This window comes from Weizmannia sp. FSL W8-1119 (genome assembly GCF_038008605.1).
In the GTDB taxonomy this organism is placed as follows: Bacteria; Bacillota; Bacilli; order Bacillales; family Bacillaceae_C; genus Weizmannia; species Weizmannia coagulans.
The window spans coordinates 334,994-355,745 of record NZ_JBBOZL010000001.1 but is presented as its reverse complement, the minus strand read 5'-3'; the positions used below and the strand labels follow the sequence as shown (position 1 = coordinate 355,745).

The 20,752-nt window shown below is 47.8% G+C and carries 17 protein-coding genes and 1 riboswitch; of the genes, 4 read left to right on the top strand and 13 right to left on the bottom strand.

The genetic code is table 11. From position 1 onward, the window contains the following. Nucleotides 1–11: 11 nt before the first annotated feature. The 4 genes from galU to NSQ19_RS01730 form a co-directional block, all read right to left on the bottom strand. Complete coding sequence (galU, locus tag NSQ19_RS01745; protein WP_340702248.1) at nucleotides 12–908, bottom strand: UTP--glucose-1-phosphate uridylyltransferase GalU; 897 nt, start codon at nucleotides 906–908, stop codon at nucleotides 12–14. Between the two features lie 324 nt (nucleotides 909–1,232). After that, complete coding sequence (locus tag NSQ19_RS01740) at nucleotides 1,233–1,997, bottom strand: tyrosine-protein phosphatase (protein ID WP_061565270.1); 765 nt, start codon at nucleotides 1,995–1,997, stop codon at nucleotides 1,233–1,235. 126 nt (nucleotides 1,998–2,123) lie between these two features. Next, nucleotides 2,124–2,819 (bottom strand): CpsD/CapB family tyrosine-protein kinase, encoded by a 696-nt coding sequence (locus NSQ19_RS01735; RefSeq protein WP_118500488.1) that lies wholly within the window; start codon nucleotides 2,817–2,819, stop codon nucleotides 2,124–2,126. Continuing rightward, complete coding sequence (locus NSQ19_RS01730) at nucleotides 2,809–3,546, bottom strand: YveK family protein (RefSeq protein WP_340702247.1); 738 nt, start codon at nucleotides 3,544–3,546, stop codon at nucleotides 2,809–2,811. The genes NSQ19_RS01735 and NSQ19_RS01730 overlap by 11 nt, the downstream gene beginning before the upstream one ends. A 290-nt stretch (nucleotides 3,547–3,836) precedes the next feature. On the opposite strand from NSQ19_RS01730, the gene NSQ19_RS01725 reads away from it, so the two are divergent. Further along, the gene (locus tag NSQ19_RS01725) at nucleotides 3,837–4,649 is read left to right on the top strand and encodes a hypothetical protein (RefSeq protein ID WP_340702246.1); all 813 of its coding nucleotides are present in this window, start codon (nucleotides 3,837–3,839) and stop codon (nucleotides 4,647–4,649) included. A 173-nt stretch (nucleotides 4,650–4,822) separates the two neighbouring features. On the opposite strand, the gene NSQ19_RS01720 is transcribed toward NSQ19_RS01725, so the two are convergent. Then, nucleotides 4,823–5,416, bottom strand: coding sequence for a sigma-70 family RNA polymerase sigma factor (locus NSQ19_RS01720; protein ID WP_049783528.1), 594 nt, complete (start codon nucleotides 5,414–5,416; stop codon nucleotides 4,823–4,825). Nucleotides 5,417–5,704: 288 nt separating this feature from the next. Here NSQ19_RS01720 and NSQ19_RS01715 point away from each other — a divergent pair, with 288 nt between their 5' ends. Together NSQ19_RS01715 and NSQ19_RS01710 are read left to right on the top strand one after the other, a co-directional pair. Further along, a complete protein-coding gene (locus tag NSQ19_RS01715) occupies nucleotides 5,705–6,178 on the top strand; it encodes a competence protein ComK (protein ID WP_017554778.1) in 474 nt (157 codons plus the stop codon). A 458-nt stretch (nucleotides 6,179–6,636) separates the two neighbouring features. Then, nucleotides 6,637–6,822, top strand: a complete 186-nt coding sequence (locus NSQ19_RS01710; protein WP_013858290.1) for a CsbD family protein — start codon at nucleotides 6,637–6,639, stop codon at nucleotides 6,820–6,822. 905 nt (nucleotides 6,823–7,727) lie between these two features. On the opposite strand, the gene metH is transcribed toward NSQ19_RS01710, so the two are convergent. From metH to NSQ19_RS01680, 6 genes are all read right to left on the bottom strand, one after another. Further along, nucleotides 7,728–11,192 (bottom strand): methionine synthase, encoded by a 3,465-nt coding sequence (metH, locus tag NSQ19_RS01705; RefSeq protein ID WP_340702245.1) that lies wholly within the window; start codon nucleotides 11,190–11,192, stop codon nucleotides 7,728–7,730. A gap of 76 nt (nucleotides 11,193–11,268) precedes the next feature. Then, the gene (locus tag NSQ19_RS01700) at nucleotides 11,269–13,104 is read right to left on the bottom strand and encodes a bifunctional homocysteine S-methyltransferase/methylenetetrahydrofolate reductase (RefSeq protein ID WP_340702244.1); all 1,836 of its coding nucleotides are present in this window, start codon (nucleotides 13,102–13,104) and stop codon (nucleotides 11,269–11,271) included. Between the two features lie 67 nt (nucleotides 13,105–13,171). Further along, nucleotides 13,172–13,272: riboswitch (SAM riboswitch) on the bottom strand. Between the two features lie 352 nt (nucleotides 13,273–13,624). Continuing rightward, nucleotides 13,625–14,224: a hypothetical protein gene (locus tag NSQ19_RS01695; RefSeq protein WP_340702243.1), complete on the bottom strand. Its 600-nt coding sequence runs from the start codon at nucleotides 14,222–14,224 to the stop codon at nucleotides 13,625–13,627. Further along, entirely contained in the window at nucleotides 14,217–15,179 is a 963-nt protein-coding gene (locus NSQ19_RS01690; protein WP_340702242.1) for an LCP family protein, read from the bottom strand. Before NSQ19_RS01690 ends, NSQ19_RS01695 begins: the two co-directional genes overlap by 8 nt. 608 nt (nucleotides 15,180–15,787) lie before the next feature. After that, entirely contained in the window at nucleotides 15,788–16,387 is a 600-nt protein-coding gene (locus tag NSQ19_RS01685; protein ID WP_013858283.1) for a DedA family protein, read from the bottom strand. Nucleotides 16,388–16,418: 31 nt separating this feature from the next. Beyond that, nucleotides 16,419–17,693 carry a VTT domain-containing protein gene (locus NSQ19_RS01680; RefSeq protein ID WP_340702241.1) on the bottom strand — a complete coding sequence of 425 codons (1,275 nt, stop codon included), beginning with the start codon at nucleotides 17,691–17,693 and terminating at the stop codon, nucleotides 16,419–16,421. Nucleotides 17,694–18,874: 1,181 nt separating this feature from the next. Between NSQ19_RS01680 and NSQ19_RS01675 the strand changes: the two genes are divergently transcribed. Further along, a complete protein-coding gene (locus tag NSQ19_RS01675; protein WP_019720495.1) occupies nucleotides 18,875–19,198 on the top strand; it encodes a winged helix-turn-helix transcriptional regulator in 324 nt (107 codons plus the stop codon). A gap of 44 nt (nucleotides 19,199–19,242) precedes the next feature. On the opposite strand, the gene NSQ19_RS01670 is transcribed toward NSQ19_RS01675, so the two are convergent. Together NSQ19_RS01670 and NSQ19_RS01665 are read right to left on the bottom strand one after the other, a co-directional pair. Beyond that, on the bottom strand, nucleotides 19,243–20,328 hold the full coding sequence (locus NSQ19_RS01670; RefSeq protein ID WP_340702240.1) for a DUF1648 domain-containing protein: 1,086 nt from the start codon (nucleotides 20,326–20,328) through the stop codon (nucleotides 19,243–19,245). Then, nucleotides 20,316–20,717: a GntR family transcriptional regulator gene (locus tag NSQ19_RS01665; RefSeq protein WP_017554236.1), complete on the bottom strand. Its 402-nt coding sequence runs from the start codon at nucleotides 20,715–20,717 to the stop codon at nucleotides 20,316–20,318. The genes NSQ19_RS01670 and NSQ19_RS01665 overlap by 13 nt, the downstream gene beginning before the upstream one ends. Between the last annotated feature and the right edge of the window lie 35 nt (nucleotides 20,718–20,752).

Genomic DNA, 20,752 nt, shown 5'->3' with positions numbered 1-20,752 from the left:
TCAAATACCCCCTATTTCGTTTCCAACACGCTTATATTTGTTTTTTCAATGATTCCTTTCATCATTTTTAACAAGTCTTTGCTCAATGTCTCATCCTGTAAAGCCATTTCAATTTGGGATTGAATAAAGCCAAGCTTTTCCCCTACATCATACCGCTTACCCTCAAACTGATAAGCAAATACTCTTTGGATCTGATTCAGCTGCTGGATGGCATCTGTTAACTGGATTTCGCCGCCGGCGCCTTTTTCCTGTTTGTCCAGGAACATAAAGATTTCCGGTGTCAATAAGTAACGGCCGATAATGGCAAGATTGGATGGTGCGGTGCCTTGTTTTGGTTTTTCGACAAATTTGTCAACTTGATAACGGCGGCCTTCTTTGGAAGCTGGTGCAATGATCCCATAACGGTGCGTTTCTTCTTCCGGTACTTCCTGTACACCTATTACAGAAGAATGGGTTTTTTCATATTCGTCAATGAGTTGTTTTAAACATGGCGGGTCATTCTGCACGATATCATCACCAAGCAGAACAGCAAATGGCTCGTCGCCGATAAAGTTGCGCGCACACCAGACAGCATGCCCCAGGCCGAGCGGTTCTTTCTGTCGGATATAGTGGATATTGGCTAAATTGGAAGAATAGCGGACTTTATCTAAGAGGTCGAACTTCCCTTTTTCAGCAAGGTTTTGTTCGAGTTCCCAAGCGTTGTCAAAATGGTCTTCAATTGCGCGTTTCCCTTTTCCGGTTACAATGATGATGTCTTCGATGCCTGATTCAACGGCTTCTTCGACTATGTACTGGATCGTAGGCTTGTCCACAATCGGCAACATTTCTTTCGGCATGGCTTTCGTTGCAGGCAAAAACCGCGTTCCAAGGCCTGCAGCCGGAATGATCGCCTTTCTCACTTTTTTCACGTAAATTCCCCCTTATTTTAATTCATTTTTAAGATTTGGGCCGTACGATAAAATCATCGATGTTTATTCTTCCAGTATCTGGGTATAAAAGTAAAGGAAACCGGGCATCTAACCCGCCCTCACACCATACTCTTGACGACAGGCGTCTAAGGTGCACACACACCCACAGCATGGCCGAGTGCCTCGCACGATAACGGATGAGAGACATACCCGAAAATAGCTGTTCCAAAATCAAACAATGTTGGATAAAACTGTTTGCTAAAAACAGCGGAGCAGCCCACATAGCATCATTCATCTACCCGGAATGTTAAAAAAGAAAGCCGATTAAAACAAACCGAACAGTTTCTTTTGTTTTACCGGCTGCGGAATTTCTCTGTAGATGGCTTGGCCTTTGGCAAGCAGTTCAGCGTTTTCCGTAAAGAAATAGAGCATATCCGCACCGTATTTCTTTTCAATTTCGTCCGCTGCTTCATCCATTTTAAAAGCACGGGTTTTCACATTATGGGCATCTGATGCAAGAAAATGGGCGAGATTTGCTTCAATCAGCTGTTCGGTGAATTTTTTAATCTTTTTCCCGAAAGCGCCTGTTAAGCTTGCAGCCGTAATTTGGGTCGCCACACCATTATTCACCATTTCATACAGCCGGTCCGGATGCTGGATCAGCTCTGCGTTCCGCTCCGGATGCACGATAATCGGCATTAAGCCCTTTACTTGTATCTCATATAAAAGGGTTTCCGCATAGCGCGGCACATGCCCCGAGGGGAACTCGATAAACAGGTAAGAAGTGCCGGCCAGCGTTTGAATTTCTCCTTTTTCATAGTCTTCCAAAATTTCGCCGTAAATCCGGTTTTCCTGCCCCGGCAGAATTTCTAGATCAATCTGTTCTTCTTTCAATCTTTTATTTAACTCATTTACTTTTTGAATGATTCCAGTTTTGCGGTTTTCATATTTTCCATTCATATGATGAGGGGTAGCAATAATCTGCTTGATCCCCTGGGAGACGGCTTGTTTTGCCATATCAAGGCTGTCGTATATCGTTTGCGCACCGTCGTCAATTCCCGGCAAAATATGGCAATGAATATCCATCATCCCGTACCCCTCCAAACATGTTAAAAAATGAAATTTCGTTTCAATGAAAACCAAACCCTATACAAAATTATAGTGCATTCTTACCATTTTTCAATAGTGATTGGAAAACTTTTCACGCAAATATTGTCAATCTTTTCCGTAATAGTAATAATAATGCGTGTTTTGGGTTTTCTTGTTGTTCAGGACAACGCCAAGCAGATTGGCATTGGCAGATTCCAGCAATTCTTTTGCCTTTTTGACAGCTTCCACTTCCGCTTTCCCGCTTGAGACGACAAGAATCGTGCCATCACACTGATTGGTCAGCACCTGCGCATCGGTCACAGCCAAAACCGGCGGGGTATCCAGTAAAATAATGTCGTACTGTTCTTTTGCTTCTTTTAAAAATTCCTTCATTGCCCGTGAGCTTAACAGTTCTGCCGGGTTTGGCGGAATTGGTCCGCTCGGCAGGAGATGCAGATTTTTCACATCACATTTTGAAACAGTCTCCAGCAATGTCCCCTGCTTGGTCAAAACCGTTGTCAGTCCGAATGTATTGGTCATGCCGAACGTATAATGGACGGTCGGACGCCGCAAATCGGCATCGGCGAGCAGCACCTTTTTTCCTTGCTGGGCAAAAACGACAGCGAGGTTGCTGACAATCGTCGATTTCCCTTCTCCAGGCCCGCTTGAGGTAACCATCAGAAGCTGCAGGTCATTGTCAACGGAAGAAAAACTGATATTTGTACGGATTGTCCGGAACTGTTCGGAAATCGGTGACTTTGGATTTAGCTTTGCGATTAATTTTCTTCTCGTGTTCAACAGCTTTGTTTTTTTAGGCGCCAACCGTCTCAACCTTTCCTTTTGTTTTTTTTCCTGCACGGTGCAAACCATTCAGTTCCTGATCATCAATCTGCCCGATCACGCCAAGGACAGGCAATTCCAACATTTGTTCAACATCTTGCTCATCTTTAATCGTATTGTCGAGGTATTCAAGAAGGAAGGCAATCCCAACACCCACCATCAGGCCGACCACAAGCGCAATTGCAATATTTAAAAGCGGTTTCGGGCTGACAGGTCCCCTGGGCACTTGTGCTTTGGAAATGACAGTCACATTGTCGACTTTCATAATGTTTTTGACTTCTTTTTTGAACACTTCCCCGATTTTGTTGGCAATTTTGGTTGCCATATACGGGTTTGTATCTTTTACTGTCAAGGTAAAGACTTGTGAATTTTGCTCCGTGCTGACTTCAATTTTGCTGTTCAGTTCGTCTGTTGTCATGTTGAGTTTCAGTTCGTCAATCACTTTATCGAGAATTGATGGGCTTTTAATAATCACATTATATGTATTGACAAGCTGAACATTTGTTTGCACGGCATTAGTGGTATACATCGTTTGGTCATCGCTTGCTTTATTGACAAGGATTTGTGTCGAAGATTCATAGACAGGCGTCATCACAAAATAGGTCACAATGGCCGTCACAATCATCGCCCCCAGTGTAATCAGCGCGATCATGGAAAGCCGTTTGCGCAGCACCTGCATCAATTCTTTTAAACTAATTGTCTCTTCCATAAGTTCCTCCCTTTAGATCTGCAGCACAAATGCGAAATAGATAGAAAACTATCATACATTATATCATAGATCCTCCCGAAATTTGCGGGAAACTGAAATAAATTTAAACAATTTGATACACTTTGTATTAAACCACAATATTTTGCAGAAAGAAACCGGTTAGATAATCTTCCTGTATTTACCTTTGGCGGATTTTCTTTCAATTTTGGTTGTGTAATTTGTCTTTTTTTGTCATAATTTTTGTAGGTTCGTAGGGACGTTACACATGAGAATGAGCGGGGGTATGAGAGATGAAAATGTTTACGGCGATTTTGTCGGTTATTGCCGCCATTGCCGTATTTGTAGCCGGGCACCTGTACTGGGGGTATAAAACGGATCCAAGCCGTTTCAAGCCGGCTTCTCGGGAAGTGAAAGCGGAAAAGGCAAAGGCGGAGCCGGCTGCCGGGAAAAAGCGTGAGGCAAACAAAACAGACAAGCCGGCTTCTTCCCTGGCTGATTATACGAAAAACTGGCCGAAAAAAGCCCGGTCGGATTTTAAAACCGCGCTTTCTAAGGAGCATGCCTACAAAATTGCGATTGTCGGTTCGGATGCGATGGGGGCGGATACGAACGGCTGGGGGCCGCAGTTAAAGCAGGCATTGCAAGATGCGTACGGCAGCCATGTGTCGGTTTCCCTCTTTGCCTATCATTTAAATTCCGATGAGTTTATCCGGGAAGGCAAGTATAAAGACGTCGCCAATTTCAAACCGGATCTCATTTTGTTTGAGCCGTTTATTTTAATCAACAACGGGGCTGTGGCGATGGACAATCAGCTTGAGGATATCAAAACGGCCGCTGCTGCCTGGGGTGATGCAGTGCTTGTGATCCAGCCGTCATACCCGCTCTATAAGGCGGCAAACTATCCGGCGCAGGTGAAAGAGCTTGAATCGTACGCAAAAAAAGAAGGCTACACGTATCTGGACCATTGGAAAAACTGGCCGGATCCGGACAGCGACGCATTTAAATCGTATGTCACCTTTCAAAACGGCGAGCAAACCTCCCCGAGCAAAAAGGGCACAACAGCATGGTACGACTACTTGCGCAAGTTTTTTATCGCAGATTGAGGAAACCGTTCGGCAGCCTTGGGAAACCGGGGTGCCCTGGACGGGGGAGGCAAGGGCAAAAGCGGCGAACACCCAATCATCGTGGATGCTCGCCGCTTTTTTAGTTTATCAGTTTTTAGTTCGTTTCATGTTGCTTTCGCTACCCCGGATGTATTGCCTTCACGGGCACGCATTCAGTGCTGCCTCTCTTTTTGTTCCATATTCTTTTTGATTTTCTCGAGGGCTTGCCTCCGCCATTTTTTTACCGCCTCGGCGGACTTGCCTTCGCGGGATGCGATTTCGCCTTGTTTCAGTTGTTCATAAAAGGCAGCCACTACCCATTTTTTCTCTTTTTCCGAAAGGCCGTCGCAATACGACAGCAACGTTTCAAGTTCAAGCGGGGGGCGGAGCGACTCGTCCACTTTCACATTCCAAAATTCCTCTTTCGGGCACGCAAACATTTCTTCCTCCCTCCGCTTTTTCGTAAGTTCGGTCAGCATTTTCCCGCGGATCGTGTTGTATGCGTAACTTGTGAATGACCCTTTGTCATCCTGCCTGTTTTGATACGCTTCCCACAGTGCAATCATGCCGATCTGCTCAAATTCATCGATGTTTTTGTAAATGCGGAGTTTGCGGATCATATGAAAAATCATCGGCCGGTATTGCCGGAGCACTTCTTCAAAACTTTCCATTTTGCTTCCCCTTTTGGAAAGCGCGCTTTCCTTGAATTCCCGGGTTGATTGTAAAATAACAGGTTCAAAGGGAGAGGGCGAACCGGCAATGTGCATCTTTTCGTTTCCAAAACATCCAGTTTTCCGCGCGAAAATTTAATGTTTTTTTAAGGGGAAACGTGAAATTTTGCCCAAAATTTACACGGATTATAAATAATAACAAAATTGTAAATTCATACTTTATTTTTTTGGGATTTATAGTATAATAGGACCAGGGAACAAATGATATCCCTCTCTTTCAGGGGAAGGATATTTTGGCAGCAGCAAGACACGGCACCCCTGGCCTCCTGCCCTTCATACAGAAGAGAGGGAATGCACAATTGACAACAGGGGGGAGTTTTTTAGATGAATAAAACAGATTACCTCATTAGAAAAGAAACGATGGCGCTGGATACCGCATTTGACCCGGAATATCAGACAATCATTTATGATCAGGACGGCGTTTTTCACTCACGGAAGAGCAAGCTTGAATTGTTGCGGGAAGCTTGCATTCATTACCGGATGTGCGATTTTGAAGGCGTTCTCAAAGGCACAAAACAAATTTTTAACTTTAATAAGGCACCGGTTGTGTTGGGGGATGGTTTGATTGCAACGCCGACAAAATCCCCGAAATCGTATGACTGCCAGTTCATTTTCCTTGCGAATGTGGTAGACTTTAACGCCACAGCGGACGGCCTTTATGTGACTTTTTCCAACCAGCAAAAGCTAAAGCTGAACTGCTCCATGCATACATTTCAAAAGCAATTCAGCCGCACAATGATTTGTGCCGGCTATTACCATGGCCTCGGCAAATACATACCATGGAAGAAAATGATCTAGGGGCATTCCGGGGGCTTTGAGAACGGGCGTGCAATTCCTGAAGTTGGGCGATACAGGAATAAACGAAACGAACATTCATCTACTCTGCAAAACCATCCAACCAATGTACGCATGCGTTTCCTTCCAATTTTGCCGGACGGAGAAATGATGCGCATGCGTTCCCTTTACCCATGTTCCACTCTATGAATTTTGAATTTACCTGTCTCCTACTCTTGTTGCGAATCTACATATTTGGGGTTATGGCAGTTTTTCCTATCTGATTTGGCCAGGATTGTGAAGTGCCGATCCTGTATTTTGGCGCGGCTGTCCAAATTTTGCGCACGGCTTTGATTTGGTTTTGCCTCAATTTGCGCCATTTTGGATGTTGATCCTCTCCATCGATTTCTTTTGCATTTTTCGTTTATCGGCCTGTGATCAGGGAATAGGAAAGATGAACAATATGAATGGGAGGAATGAAAATGGACCAAGACGCCATGAAGGACAAGCTTAAAGGAAAAGGGAACAAATTGAAGGGCGAAGCAAAAGATACATGGGGTGACATTACCGGCGATGCGAAGAAAAAAGCTGAAGGCAAAATGGACAAATTGAAAGGCGAAGCCCAGGACTCGGTCGGCGATGCAAAAGACCGCCTCTCCCGTAAGTAAGCACTTTGCTTTTGATAAGACACTGAAAGGCAATGGAGCTTTTGGACTCCCATTGGCTAATATCAGAACAGGACAAAACAGTTCAATGCGGATTTGACGCCCGTGCCACAAAGGATACGGCAGGGGCGGAAGGATGAAAATCCGCCGCAGTCGCCGCACATTTTCAGACAGATTTTTAAGCTCGGATTCCGATATCCGGGCTTTTTCATGTAGGTATTTCCGTGGAAATATTGCTGGTTTTGTCGAAACTAAGCCTATCATGTCATCTTGTTAAGGCAGCAAAAAAGCCAATATTCGCAGCGTTTGGGAATGTTAGGCTGGATGAAGAAGCATATGTCTTGGCCTTGGCAAGGGTTGTAACAGCACTGGCTGAATTTTAGATGTAAAGGTTGCACCCGGAGCTGATTTAATGTAGGCGTTCATGCCACAGGGAACGTGGCAGGTGAGTAATTTTATAGAAGGAAAACGGGGTCAAGCATTTTCGGGCTTGCTGGCAAGTGGTATTTGTTCAAAAAAACCTGTTCAACATGCACGGTTGCACAATTTTCATTGGAATGTTTCCCGTGGAACATTGGGGGCGGAACAGAAAAGCCAGTGCAAATTTTGTCGATTAATACGGTTTTTTGCAGAATGGTATATGGGTCCGGGTTCCGCATTCTTCTGTCGAAGCCGCAAAAATGCAGCATGGCGCCTATGGTAAGAAAGTGGCGGGTAAGCTACAAAATTTTCGACTGATTGTTAACATGGACTGCTCTACGGTAAGATTTTTGCCTGTCAGTTACACGATTAGGAAAGCGATGGAATTTTCAGCCGCTTGTTCACGTAGAAAACGTCCATGTTTTCTTGATGTATGGCCGTTCCTTGCTTTAAAAAACCTAAAGCGGGCCGGGGCCCGCTTTAGGGGGTCATACCGCAAAGTATCTTGCCTCCGGATGGGAGAACACGAGCGCGGTGACGGCGGCTTCGGGTTCCATCATGTAGCCTTCGGTCAAGTGGAGACCGATTTTTTGCGGTTGCAGCAATTTAAACAGTTTGGCCTGGTCTTCGAGGTTCGGGCAGGCCGGGTAGCCGAAAGAGTAGCGCTGGCCCTGGTATTTGGCGGCAAAGCGTTGCTGCATTGTGAAACCGGCCGGGTCCGGGAAGCCCCATTGGCCGCGCATCAGTTCGTGCAGCCGCTCGGCGAAGCCTTCTGCCGTTTCGAGGGCAAGCGCCTGGAGGGCATGGCTTTTGAAATATTCGCCTGCTTCTTTCAAATAGCGTGCGTGGTGGCGGATGTTTTTGCCGGCGACGACCGCGAACATGCCGACATAGTCAACGACCCCGCTGTCTACGCTCCGGACATAATCGGCAAGGCACAAATACGGCGGCTTTGCCTGGCGCGGGAATGTGAACCGCTCTAAAATGGATAAAGATTTCGGATTTAATGCTCCAGGCTCTCCAGCCGGTTCGTAAACAATCAGATCATTACCATCCGACTGGGCCGGGAAAAATTGGTATACAGCGGATGGCTGAAGCAGTTTTTCTTTCATCACCCACTCGCGCAGTTCATCCACCTGCTGCTTCAGCTTACTGGCGCGTTCGTCTCCCTCCGCAAGCAGTTTTTCGACACGGCCTTTCAATCCTAAATGGTGGCCGAGGAGCATTTGCATGTTCACGTAGGGATCAATATGGGAAAGCGGATAATTGCGCAGCACATGCCGCTTCAAATCCGCCGGCTGGTAAACGCGCGCATCCGGGGATACTGAAGAACGGCGCGGTAAAGTCGCAACCGGCGCCCCGCCGGCATTCGCCGCTGCCACCCTTGTCCCGCCGCTGCGCTGGTTGGCAAGTTCCGTTTCGAGCGAGCTGCGTTCCGATTCATCCTGCAATTTGTTTGCAAGCGTGAGGCCCTCCATTGCGTCTTTTGCATACAGCACAAGCCCCTCATATTGCGGAGCGATTTTATTTAACGTGAATTTTCGCGACAAGGCTGCACCGCCGACCAGTATCGGCTGGCGGATGCCCGCTTCCCGCAAATCCTGGGCAGTGACAACCATTTGCTGGGCGGATTTGACAAGGAGGCCGGATAGCCCGATCACATCCGGTTTCTCTTTGCGGACAGCGTGGATAAGATCAGCCGGCGCCACTTTGATGCCAAGGTCCACCACTTTATAGCCATTATTCGACAAAATGATGTCGACCAGATTTTTGCCGATGTCATGGACGTCGCCTTTCACGGTTGCGAGCAGCACTTTCCCCTTTGTGCTTGTTTCATTTTTTTCCATAAAAGGCTCAAGGAATGCGACAGATGCTTTCATCACTTCCGCACTTTGCAAGACTTCTGCGACGATGAGCTGGTTGTCATTAAACAGGCGGCCGACTTCCGCCATCCCGTCCATAAGCGGGCCGTTGATAATGGCGAGCGGATCCGGGTATTTTTTCAAGGCCTGTTCTAAATCCGGGATGAGTCCTTCTTTCGTCCCTTCGACAACATCATTCGCAAGCCGTTCGGCAAGCGTCATCGTGCTCTTTGGCGCTTTTTTCTCCTGCACTTTGCCGCGGTAATATTCGGTGAACGCGGCGAGGGCTTCGTCACTCGTTTCAAACAACAGTTTTTCGGCCATTTTCACGTTCTCTTCCGGGATGGACGCAAAGCGTTCAAGCTTTTCTGTATTTACGATGGCGTAATCCAGCCCGGCTTTCGTACAGTGGTAGAGAAACACTGAGTTGAGCACTTCACGCCCGGCAGGCGGCAGCCCGAATGAAACATTGCTGACGCCGAGGATCGTCTTGCATTCCGGCATCGCTTCTTTAATGAGCCGGATGCCTTCGACTGTTTCTTTTGCTGCGCCAAAATACTGCTTGTCGCCGGTGCCGGCAGGGAACACGAGCGGGTCAAAAATGAGATCACGCGGGTTGAGCCCGTACGTATGGACGAGCAGGTCATAAGAGCGGCGCGCAATCTCAAGTTTCCGTTCGGCAGTGACAGCCATCCCCTCTTCATCGATCGTGCCGACGACAACGGCACCCCCGTATTTTTTGAGGAGCGGCACGACTTTTTCAAACCGTTCCGTCCCGTTTTCAAGGTTAATGGAATTGACAATGCTTTTTCCTTGGCAGTATGTAAAAGCTTTTTCGATCACGTTTTCATCCGTGGAATCGATCATAAACGGCACTTTCACTTTTTTCACGGCGATCGAAATAAAGTTTTCCATGTCGCTGATTTCATCGCGGTCCGGGTCGGCGAGGCAGATGTCGATGATCTGTGCGCCGTTTTTGACCTGGGTGCGGGCAATTTCGCTTGCTTCTTCCCATTTGCCTTCTGCGATCAGGCGCCGGAACTTACGCGAACCGATGACGTTTGTGCGTTCGCCGACAAAAATCGGGCGGGTGGACGGGTCATCGTAAATAAAAGGTTCGATGCCAGAGACGGCGTGGTGCTCTTCTTTTGCAGGCTGGCGCGGCGGGAGCCCGGCTAGTGCTTCATTCAGCGCTTTGATATGGGCAGGTGTTGTGCCGCAGCAGCCGCCTGCGATGTTAAGCCAACCTTTTTCGGCGAAGCCTTTCATTTTTACAGCGAGCGATTCCGGTGTTTCGTGGTAATGCCCTTCTTCGTCGGGAAGCCCGGCGTTCGGGTAGCAGCTCACTGCCGTTTTGGCGAGCCCCGCGAGTGTGCGGATAGAGTCAGCCATGAACTCCGGGCCAGTCGCGCAGTTGAGCCCGACTGCGGCCGGCTGCATATGCGCGACGGAAATGTAAAATGCTTCGATGTTCTGGCCGGCAAGCGTTGTGCCCATCGGTTCGATGGTGCCGGAGATGAGAAGTGGCAGTTTTTTTCCGGTTTCGTTAAATGCATCCGTAATGCCAAGAAAAGCGGCTTTGACGTTCAGCAAGTCCTGCGATGTTTCGAGGAGGAGCACGTCGGCCCCGCCTTTTATGAGCCCGCAAGCCTGTTCCTGGTAGGCGGTTTTGAGCGCGCCAAAAGTGGTGCCGCCTGTGACGGAGAGCGTCTTTGTTGTCGGGCCCATTGAACCGGCGACAAACCGCGGCCGGCCGGGTGTGGAAAATTTTCCGGCAGCCTGCTTGGCGATGCGCGCAGCTTCGATGTTGATTTTTTCGGCAAAGTGCCCAAGGCCGTACTCGTTAAGGACGATGGACGTTGCGCCAAATGTGTTCGTTTCGATGATGTCGGACCCCGCTTCGAGATATGCTTCATGGATCGAGCGGATTAGATCGGGCGCTGTGAGATTCAAGTATTCATTGCAGCCTTCGTATGCTTCGCCGCCAAAATCTGCCGCGGTGAGGTGTTGCTGCTGGATCATCGTGCCCATCGCCCCGTCGAGAATGAGAATGCGGTTCGCAAGCTGCTGTTCAAATATCGTTTTCCCCATGAAAAATGCCCCCTTTGGTTGTGCGTTTGATCGGTTAAATTCAGGTTGCCGAGTAGCCAAAGAATCTCCTATACTTTTAGAAAATGCCCGCGCTGCGCACTGCTGTTTTTTCGTGGATGTGGCGCGTGCATTCCACTGTCAGTTCATAGCGTTCGAGCGGCGTAATCAGGTAAATGCCGTTGAAATAGGCGAGGGCCGCATCGATCAGGGTACGGCTGATCGCAAGGCTTTCTTCGCGCGCTTTCACAGGGTCGCCGTTTGTTTTTTCCATCGCTTGCAAAATATCATCCGTCAGTGTGATGCCCGGCACTTCATTGTGCAGAAAGACCGCGTTCCGGTAGCTGGTAAGCGGCATAATGCCAAGATAGATCGGCGCGTCCAAATGCTTCGTGGCTTCATGGATTTGCTCGATTTTTTCCGTGCTGAAGACAGGCTGGGTGATAAAATAATCAGCACCGTGGCGGATTTTGCGTTCCAACCTCCCGACCGTTTTATCGAGATTGCGGACGTTCGGGTTAAATGCAGCTGCGACGGAAAAATTTGTTTTCCGCTGAAGCGATTTGCCGGAATGGGAAATGCCATCATTGAATTGCTTGATCATTGCGATCAGTTCCATGGATGACAAATCGTATACGCTCGTCGCTCCCGGGAAGTCGCCGATTTTTGTCGGATCCCCCGTGATGGCAAGCACCTGGTCAATCCCGAGCGCAGCAAGACCCATTAAGTGCGACTGCAGCCCGATCAAATTACGATCACGGCATGTAATATGAACAAGCGGCCGGATGCCATGTTTCTCTTTTAAAATTGAAGCAATCGCTGTGTTGCTGATGCGCGGGCTTGCAAGCGAGTTGTCGGCCATTGTCAAGGCATCGATGCCGGCGTCGTGCAGCGCTTTTGCCCCTTCGAAAAAGCGGGCTGTGTTCAGCGTTTTCGGTGTGTCCAATTCGACAATGACGGAATGGCGTTTTTTTACAATTTCATGCAACGGCGGTTCGTACTGCGCCGGGGCGGCTGCGATTTCGATTTTCGGTGGGCGGACCGTTTTTTCTGTGACAGGCAAAAGCCCCTGCACCCCGTCTGCGATTGCTTTGATGTGAGCTGGGGTCGTGCCGCAGCAGCCGCCGATCAGGCGCACACCCTGTTCGACCAGTTTTTCGGCGCATGTTTTAAAATAATCGGCGTTATTTGTGAACGTGAACCGGCCTTCCTCGTAATCTAAAAGACTCGCATTCGGGTATGCGGACAAAAAGGCACGCTTCGGTATCGGGATTTCTTCGAACGCCTGGATCATGTGGTGCGGGCCGAGCCGGCAGTTTAGGCCGGTCACATCAGCGCCGCGGTTTTCAAGTTCCTTGAAAGCATCGCGGACCGGGGTTCCGTTTTGGAGCACGCCCGGTTCGATAAGCGAGAACTGGGCGATGACCGGGACATCCGCTTCTTTTTTCGCAATGTCTACGACCGTATACAGTTCTTCCGCGTCAAAATACGTTTCCAAAAGCAGGGCATCAACTCCTTCGTTCAGGAGGTGAAAAATCTGCTCGCGGAACGTACGCTTGATTTCGGCAAGTGTTGCTTCGGTTTTGCGCTGGCCGCGGATGCCGCCGACCGTGCCGAGTATAAATGTGTCACGGTTTGCCGCTTCTTTTGCGATCTGGACAGCCGCTTTGTTGATATCTTTTACTTTTTCTTCCAGGCCATACTGTGCCAGCTTGATATAGTTGGCGCTGTACGTGTTTGTCTGGATGACCGATGCGCCTGCTTCGATATAGGCGCGGTGGATCGCGTGGATGTCTTCCGGATGGGTCAGGTTGAATGACTCATAACATGTGTCGGCGCCGTATGCATATAGCAGTGTCCCCATTGCCCCGTCTGCAACAAGGATGCGGTTTTTTAACGTTTCGAGAAGGTTCAAATTTTTACACTCCCTTTGAATGATATGAAAAAAGCCTCCCAGAAAAGGAGGCAAGATGACAACATTCTCCTTATCTTTTCAGGTATACCTGTTGGATTTAGCACCGTGCCGTATGGCTGGTTGCTGAGGTTTCATCGGGCCAAGTCCCTCCGCCTCTCTTGATAAGGCTATTCGATTGAACGTACTTAAAATTTTGACTTATTTATACTTTACACTTTGTCGGGTGACATGACAAGGGGGAAATTGAAATTCATATTGGATGCGGTTTCGCCCCTATTGTCTAATTGGCTTTCTTTTGCCTTTTTGAGCCCTCCAAAAGGACAATTTGCTCCCGGTACGGCTCTCTTTTGTCTTTTTGAGCTCTCCAAAAAGACAATTTGCTCTTGGTACGGCTCTCTTTTGTCTTTTTGAACCCTCCAAAAGGACAATTTGCTCTTGGTACGGCTCTCTTTTGTCTTTTTGAACCCTCCAAAAAGACAATTTGCTCCTGGTCCGGCTCTCTTTTGTCTTTTTGGGCCCTTCAAAAAGACAATTTGCTCTTGGTCCGGCTTTCTTTTGTCTTTTTGAGCCCTTCAAAAGGACAATTTGCTCTTGGTCCGGCTTTCTTTTGTCTTTTTGAACCCTCCAAAGAGACAATTTGCTCTTGGTCCGGCTCTCTTTTGTCTTTTTGAGCCCTCCAAAAGGACAATTTGCTCTTGGTCCGGCTCTCTTTTGTCTTTTTGAGCCCTCCAAAAGGACAATTCGCCCCTGATCCGACTCTCTTTTGTCTTTTTGAGCCATTCAAAAAGACAATTTGCTCTTGGTACGGCTCTCTTTTGTCTTTTTGAACCCTCCAAAAGGACAATTTGCTCTTGGTACGGCTCTCTTTTGTCTTTTTGAGCTCTCCAAAAAGACAATTTGCTCTTGGTACGGCTCTCTTTTGTCTTTTTGAACCCTCCAAAAAGACAATTTGCTCCTGGTACGGCTCTCTTTTGTCTTTTTGAGCTCTCCAAAAGGACAATTTGCTCCCGGTACGGCTCTCTTTTGTCTTTTTGAGCTCTCCAAAAAGACAATTTGCTCCCGGTACGGCTTTCTGTCTGCTACAAAAAAAAGAGCCGGAACCGGCCCCCCTGTTATTCATCCAAAAACTGTTTGATGGCTTCGGTATTTTTTTCTTTGTCCACTTCGAGCGCGGCGCCGACGCCCGGATAACTGACATTGGTATAGGTACCGGCAACCGGTACGGTCATTGTTTTGACCTTAAGGTTGCCATTGACCATGACGTCTTTAACGAGCGCAAGAATGTTCATTTTGCTCATGTTGGTGGCCATATACGGCTGGATGGTTCCGAGCAGTTTCGGTGCTTTGGCGATGCCGTTCACGCTGAAGACTTCAGATTGGAGCGCTTTAAGCACTTTTTGCTGGCGAGCAACCCGGCCAAAGTCGCCTTGCGCATCATGTCTGAACCGTGCGTAGGCGAGGAGTTGTTTCCCATGCATGAGCTGTTTGCCAGGATAAAGCGTCAAGCCGATGTTTTTCGACATTTTATGTTCGACGTTCATTTCAATGCCTTGAGGCGCCAGGGTATCGACAATTTTAACAAAGCCTTGGAAATCGACGAGTGCATAATATTGCACATCAATGTCAAAATTGGTTTTGAGTGCTTGGCGGAGCAGTTCAACGCCCTTCTTTTGATGGTTCAAATTGCCAAGATAATAGGCAGTGTTAATTTTATAGTTTCTATACCCCGGGATTTCGGCATAAATGTCACGCATAATCGAAATGAGCTTAACCTGGTTTTTCTTCGGGTCATATTGGGCAATCATGATGGTGTCGGTTCTTGAATCTTCTTTGCCACGCCGGTCAATTCCGAGAAGGAGAATATTGGTCCGGCCATTTGCATCCTTTTTACCATTAAATTCCAGATTGTCCATATTTAAGGCATCTTCCGGGTCTGTCTGATGAACTCCGGCGTAGTATTGATAGGCTGTGTAAACCGCGCCGGCAACGATGAGCAGTAAAAAGAGCATAAGAGACACTCTGCGCCAGCGGACTCTTGACCGTTTTTTCTTTTTTTTCGCTACTCTTGACTCCATAGAATCCCTCGTTTTAGTAGTCTGTCTTCATTATTATTATCTAAATGCGGCAATTTGTCACGAAAATTTTGATGAAATTTTGTTATTTTTTGTCGAGAAAATAGATGGTGGGGAAATTCACATAAATTTTAGGTAAAGTTAAGGTGTTTTTTATTTTCCACTTGTATATTGATGTTTGTCATCAGGTAAGAGCTTTAGTTGGTTCGTCTGCTTTGTGCAGGCGTTTTTTTATGGCCGAGAGGTGCGGGATTTTAAGCATTTTTTAAGTGTTGGCAGGTATGCTTTTCTTTGCAAGAGAGCTTACAACCTGTTTTTTTCATATGCCCCCTTTTTTGGCCGCCACCCTTGTGCAGGCGGTTTTTTTCGGGCGCAGCAGATAAGCGCGCCCCTTTTTCAGAATTTCAGCCTGTTAAGGTTGTTTTAAGCTTCCGGCGTTATCTTTTTTCTTGTGATCAGGCAAGATGCAAATCCGGCTTGCTTTTTCATCCATATTAACCCCTTTTTTGTGCAGGCTCAAAATCCGGCACCCGCCTTTGTGCAGACGGGTTGCACTCCCCACATCACATGGCCGGTTTGGTACGGAAAAAGCCCGGCCCCTGAATAGAGGGTCAGGCTCTTTTTTTCTTGCGGTACATCGAGTAAGCGATATAAAGCACAATGATGATGATCGCGATAATGGTAACCGGCTTGACATAAGGAGCCGCGACGTCATCAATTTGTGCCCAGTTTGATGCGAGACGTTCACCGAGAAAGATAAACAGCACCGCCCAAGGAATGGTCGCAAGCAGCGTGAAAAAAATAAATTTGAAATACGACATTTTGGCAATGCCGGCCGGGATCGATATGGCCTGGCGGATGACCGGGATGAAACGGCCTGTAAAAATAACGCCGGCGCCGTACTTGTTGAACCATTCTTCCGCGAGATCGAGATGCCTTTCGTGAATCAGCAAATATTTGCCGTACTTTAGCAGGAACGGGCGCCCGCCGTATGCACCGATCCAGTATAAAATCAGTTGGGCAATCAAAATGCCGAGTGTGCCTGCTGCAATGGCCCCAAAATAATTGATCTCTCCGCGGGAAATTAAATAACCTGCATAGGCAAGGACAATCTCGCTCGGGATAATCTCAATCGCAAGCCCGAGTGCAACACCGAAGTAACCCAGATCAGCGAGTGCTGTTAAAATTTGTGTGACAAAATCTGAGAACATGTTTCCCCTCCAACATTTGCTTTCTTATCCATCATATCATACGGAAAATTTCCAGCAATAAAATATTTAAGCCAAGCCAGACGCCGCCGAAAACGTAACCGCCCGCAATGTTGCTCGGCACTTCAAGGCTGAAATAAATATGGCTGACAGCTGCGAACAACAAAACAGCTAAAAGAAGTACATCCATAAACGTATGGACCCAAAACATCTCAGCGTGCCGGACGACGAGATATGTAAAATAGCCGTAAATGATCAGAATCATCATCGCCTGGTCGCTCGGAAATGAGAAGACAAAGTGGGAAAACGTCGGAATTTCCGTTTCCGACATCCGGTGGAACACTTCATGCAGCACATTTTGATACAGTTCCCCGCCGATTGTAACAAGCAGCATAATCAAAAATTCGTGCGTGCGATCTTTGCCTTTCCAAATGATCCAAAGAACCGTCAACACCATGACGAGAATGAGCGCCTGCCGCGAGCTGAGCGCCAGCATCCCTTTCATGACGCCTGCCCAATGGTGTTTGAACAAAAGCGATACGATTAAAGAGGTCACCTCGTTAAAGTCACTGAAATCTTCGCTGAAAAGGTTTTGAATCATTGTGATCATTAACACAATCAAAAACAATGTCACCAGCGTGGTGCCGATGATCACAAACTCGGCGCGGACCCGGCTGCGGAAAATCATGAAAACGCGCCGGAGCACCGCCATCATCGCCCAGAAAATCTGCTTATGGAAATAGCGGAACACATAATACGCGATGATTAAACCGGCGCTTACAATACCGCCTATGACGAGATATTTTTTGACCGCTTCGTGAAACTGCTCCCACTGCGGGCCAAGCAGCTTCCCGAGGGAAATAAACGTGCTTGTCCAAATCAAAGCGCCGGAATAGGCAAAAATGGCAAATGACCGGAATGGCAGTTTCGTAATTCCGGAAAAATAGCCGGTGATGTGGCGGACACCTGGTATAAAATACGCGACAACAAGCAATTTATTCCCATATTTATTAAACCAGCGCGATTGTTTTTCAAGCTGTGCCGGGCCGAGATGGATAAAATGGCCGTATTTATGTAAAAACGGGCCGCCGAGCCGCTGCCCGATAAAATAGGCCGTTGTCATGCCGGCAGATGTACCGGTGGCGGCAATGAGAATGCTCAAGATCCAGTTGAGCTGCCCCTGGTGCACCATATAACCGGCATAGCTCATCAACACTTCGCCTGGAAGCGGAACTGCAATCATTTCGAGCAAAAGTGCCAAAAGCAGCACAATATATCCATATTGATCGACGTATGATGTCACCGACATTTGTATCCCTCTCTTAAACGGCGTCAATAAAAACGACCGCTTTTGTTTGCATAAAGTTCACCCCGCTTACAGCCATTTTCGGGCATCAGGCGGAGGTTTGTCAAAAAGGTTAAGACTTGGTATTTGTCCTATTTTAGGATAGGCACTTCGCAGGGAATCATTCAGTTTTAAAACCAGCTTTCTTCCCCAGGACAGGCGCGTTTTTTACACCCGTTTTGCGTCAAGTCGGGTATGGCGTTTTCTGCTTTCGGCTGCTATTCACCAGGCCTTGGGAAATTTTTTACATGAGCTTATTGGTTCGGTTTCCGTATTTTGCCAGGGAACCTTCAAGATTCAGTGTTTTATTTTCAAACTCATTTTATCCGCTTTCGGCCGCTATGCTTCACCCGGCTCCGGATGATTTTTGCACCTGTCAATCTTATTGGGGATTGGAAAGTTCACGACTTTCCTGTTGTTTTCGGCCGGGAAAAATTTTACATTTACGGGTGGACGGGGGTTAGAAGAGGGCTTGAATGACCATGTCCATTTTAACAGATTTTTAAAAGGGGTCTCCCATCCTTATGGCCAAAGTGCAGGTGGGAGATAACTCCAAGCGTTCGCCTGACTGGTTGCAACAGTGGTAATTGCGGTTGCGCCCGATCAGCGTCTGCCTTCAGGCTTGTATGCCGGATTGCCCGTCTCCGCTGCGGTTTGATGGCTGAAAATTTGAGAGCCATTTTTCCACGTTCCCATAAAACTTGTTCAGAGCTTGAAGTATTGGTAGCCGGCAAAGCCTACAGCTGTATAGAAAAGTAATTTTTTCACCTTAAAAACCTCCCTTTCTTTACTCCCTTTATTTTATATGAAAATTCAATGGATTGGAAGAACTTTACCCGGACAGGACTTATCGGAGCATTTCCTTTTTCGTTTTTTGTTTGGAGGCGGCACTGTTTCACTGAGCATTTCATCCCATTTTTTCCCGTGGATTTTTCGGTTCGTATGGGGCCATTTCCGTCCCGTTTTTGCCTGTCGCGGGTTTGCCGGCTTTTCCGCCGAACACAGCATTTCCCCTGGATATTTTTACAACAGGGATTGTTAGCTAGTTACTTTTAGTAAGTTTACAATTCATGTATAATGGTTAAAAAGGCTTTTGTTGATATAGCCCCGGAATGCAGGGTTGATGAGAAAGGTGCGTTTCAAAAATGGGAAACCAAAGTTTATGTCCGCGTTTCGAAAAGGCGTTTCAGCTATTGGGAAAACGCTGGGTTGGCGTGATTATCCGTGTCCTGTCTGATGGGCCGATGCGGTTTAACGAAATGGCGGAGCGTATCCCGCATATCAGCCAGAAGGTGCTTTCGGAACGGCTGAAGGAGCTGGAAGACCAGGGCATCCTTGTGCGGGAAGTGTACCCGGAAAGCCCTGTCCGGATTGAATACCGGCTGACGGAAAAAGGTGAGGCCATCAAACCGGTCCTTGATGAAGTGCAAAATTGGGCGGACAAATGGGTTGAACTTGAAAGTGAATGATAAAAGGGGCTGCTTCCATTCTCTGGAGCAGCCCCCTTGTTTTTTTAAGAAAAGAAAACAGCAAGCAAAAGCGGAATCAGAATGATAAGCCCGATGATAGCCCAGCCTGCCGGATGCGCAAGGTTCAGGGTCCAGCCGCTTCCGAACCTTTTTTCCACCCATAAAGAAGGATCGTTGCGGTTGAAGTAAAAAACACCGAGTTTCCAATACGCATCGTCATCATACTGGAAGCGGCCCTGAACGGCACCATTGCCCACGCGGATGCGGCTGCCGCCCTGCCCGGTGGTAACCGAGAGCACGACCGCCCCGGCCACAATCAACAATACCGCGCCCATGCCCCCGTATGAAAGCAAGAAGATCGGGACCGGCACAATAAAGGAAAGCTGAATCGCAAAAAACAGTAAAATGAGAAGCAGGCCTGCGATGATCATAAATGCTGACCATCTGCGCCGGAAACGGACATTTTGCTCGAGGGAAGTTTCCGGATTGGCGGCATTGAGCTGCTGCTTGCTTTTGGCAATCATTGTATTCAGCCAAATGAACAAGATGAGCAAAAGCAGCTGGACAGTTGGCAGTTCGAACACGCTCCGGTACGATTTTTCCACCCAGTCTGTCGGTGTACCGTTAAAATCGTAATGCATCGCAATCCGGTCCGGAATCCGCCCGTAGCACAACCATGTCATCAGGAAAGTGGCTGCTGTCACGCTTGCATGGATCAGAAACCATGCGTTGGAAAAAATGAGTTTCTGGCTCCTGAATTTCGGGTCGACCATGACCGCCTGCTTTTTCCCGGTTGCCCAGTTCCGCGCCGCCTTGATTGCTTTCATTTTCCGGTGAAAATAAAGGTAGATGAGAAAATCGCCGGCAATGCAGGCAATGACTGCGAGAGCGAAACCGGTTTGAAGCAACCGGCTCGTGCGCACGGCCATGAGCAAAGCGGCTGCCAGAAGGATACTGAAGGCAATAATGGCTGCGGCGTATTGTTTTCTCAGTTTTTTCAGTTCAGGATCCGGGTAGGCTTCTTCCGGGATGGTGACCCCGAAACTTTCCGTTCTTCTTGTGATATACGGTGTCACTGCCATCATGGCGGCAACCAGTCCGAAAAAGATCAATACGATTACGGTTTCCATTGTTCTCCCACCTTTTGAATATCGTTGTATAGCTTTTCACACATTTTTAAAAAATGCTTGTCGTCCAGGCCGCGGCAGATCGCTTCGCTGATAAGCGGGCGCAGTTTTTCCGCAAGGCTTTCAAGATACGGTTCATCGGCCGGGGGCATCTGTTCAGGCTGGATGACAACCCCCTTTTGCCGGTGGATCTGGATAAAACCTTCCTGCTTCAGAATTTGGTAGGCTTTATTAACCGTGTGCATGTTGACGCCGAGGTCGGATGCCATCGCCCTCACGGATGGAAGCGAATCGCCCGGTGCCAGCTCTTTGGACGCAATGCCTTCAATGATGCTGTTATGCAGCTGTTGGTAGATGGGAACATCAGACTCAAGATCGATTTTAATGAGCATGAACATCATCTCTTTTATTTGGGTTATTTGTTATA

What these genes read in the sequence shown, in the direction of transcription:
- NSQ19_RS01675 (WP_019720495.1), top strand. Translation starts at nt 18,875, where the DNA reads ATGGGAAACCAAAGTTTATGTCCGCGTTTCGAAAAGGCGTTTCAGCTA.
- NSQ19_RS01680 (WP_340702241.1), bottom strand. Translation starts at nt 17,693, where the DNA reads ATGTCGGTGACATCATACGTCGATCAATATGGATATATTGTGCTGCTT.
- NSQ19_RS01670 (WP_340702240.1), bottom strand. Translation starts at nt 20,328, where the DNA reads ATGGAAACCGTAATCGTATTGATCTTTTTCGGACTGGTTGCCGCCATG.
- NSQ19_RS01695 (WP_340702243.1), bottom strand. Translation starts at nt 14,224, where the DNA reads ATGAATAACAGGGGGGCCGGTTCCGGCTCTTTTTTTTGTAGCAGACAG.
- NSQ19_RS01725 (WP_340702246.1), top strand. Translation starts at nt 3,837, where the DNA reads ATGAAAATGTTTACGGCGATTTTGTCGGTTATTGCCGCCATTGCCGTA.
- NSQ19_RS01730 (WP_340702247.1), bottom strand. Translation starts at nt 3,546, where the DNA reads ATGGAAGAGACAATTAGTTTAAAAGAATTGATGCAGGTGCTGCGCAAA.
- NSQ19_RS01665 (WP_017554236.1), bottom strand. Translation starts at nt 20,717, where the DNA reads ATGCTCATTAAAATCGATCTTGAGTCTGATGTTCCCATCTACCAACAG.
- NSQ19_RS01715 (WP_017554778.1), top strand. Translation starts at nt 5,705, where the DNA reads ATGAATAAAACAGATTACCTCATTAGAAAAGAAACGATGGCGCTGGAT.
- metH (WP_340702245.1), bottom strand. Translation starts at nt 11,192, where the DNA reads ATGGGGAAAACGATATTTGAACAGCAGCTTGCGAACCGCATTCTCATT.
- NSQ19_RS01720 (WP_049783528.1), bottom strand. Translation starts at nt 5,416, where the DNA reads ATGCACATTGCCGGTTCGCCCTCTCCCTTTGAACCTGTTATTTTACAA.
- NSQ19_RS01685 (WP_013858283.1), bottom strand. Translation starts at nt 16,387, where the DNA reads ATGTTCTCAGATTTTGTCACACAAATTTTAACAGCACTCGCTGATCTG.
- NSQ19_RS01740 (WP_061565270.1), bottom strand. Translation starts at nt 1,997, where the DNA reads ATGATGGATATTCATTGCCATATTTTGCCGGGAATTGACGACGGTGCG.
- NSQ19_RS01690 (WP_340702242.1), bottom strand. Translation starts at nt 15,179, where the DNA reads ATGGAGTCAAGAGTAGCGAAAAAAAAGAAAAAACGGTCAAGAGTCCGC.
- NSQ19_RS01710 (WP_013858290.1), top strand. Translation starts at nt 6,637, where the DNA reads ATGGACCAAGACGCCATGAAGGACAAGCTTAAAGGAAAAGGGAACAAA.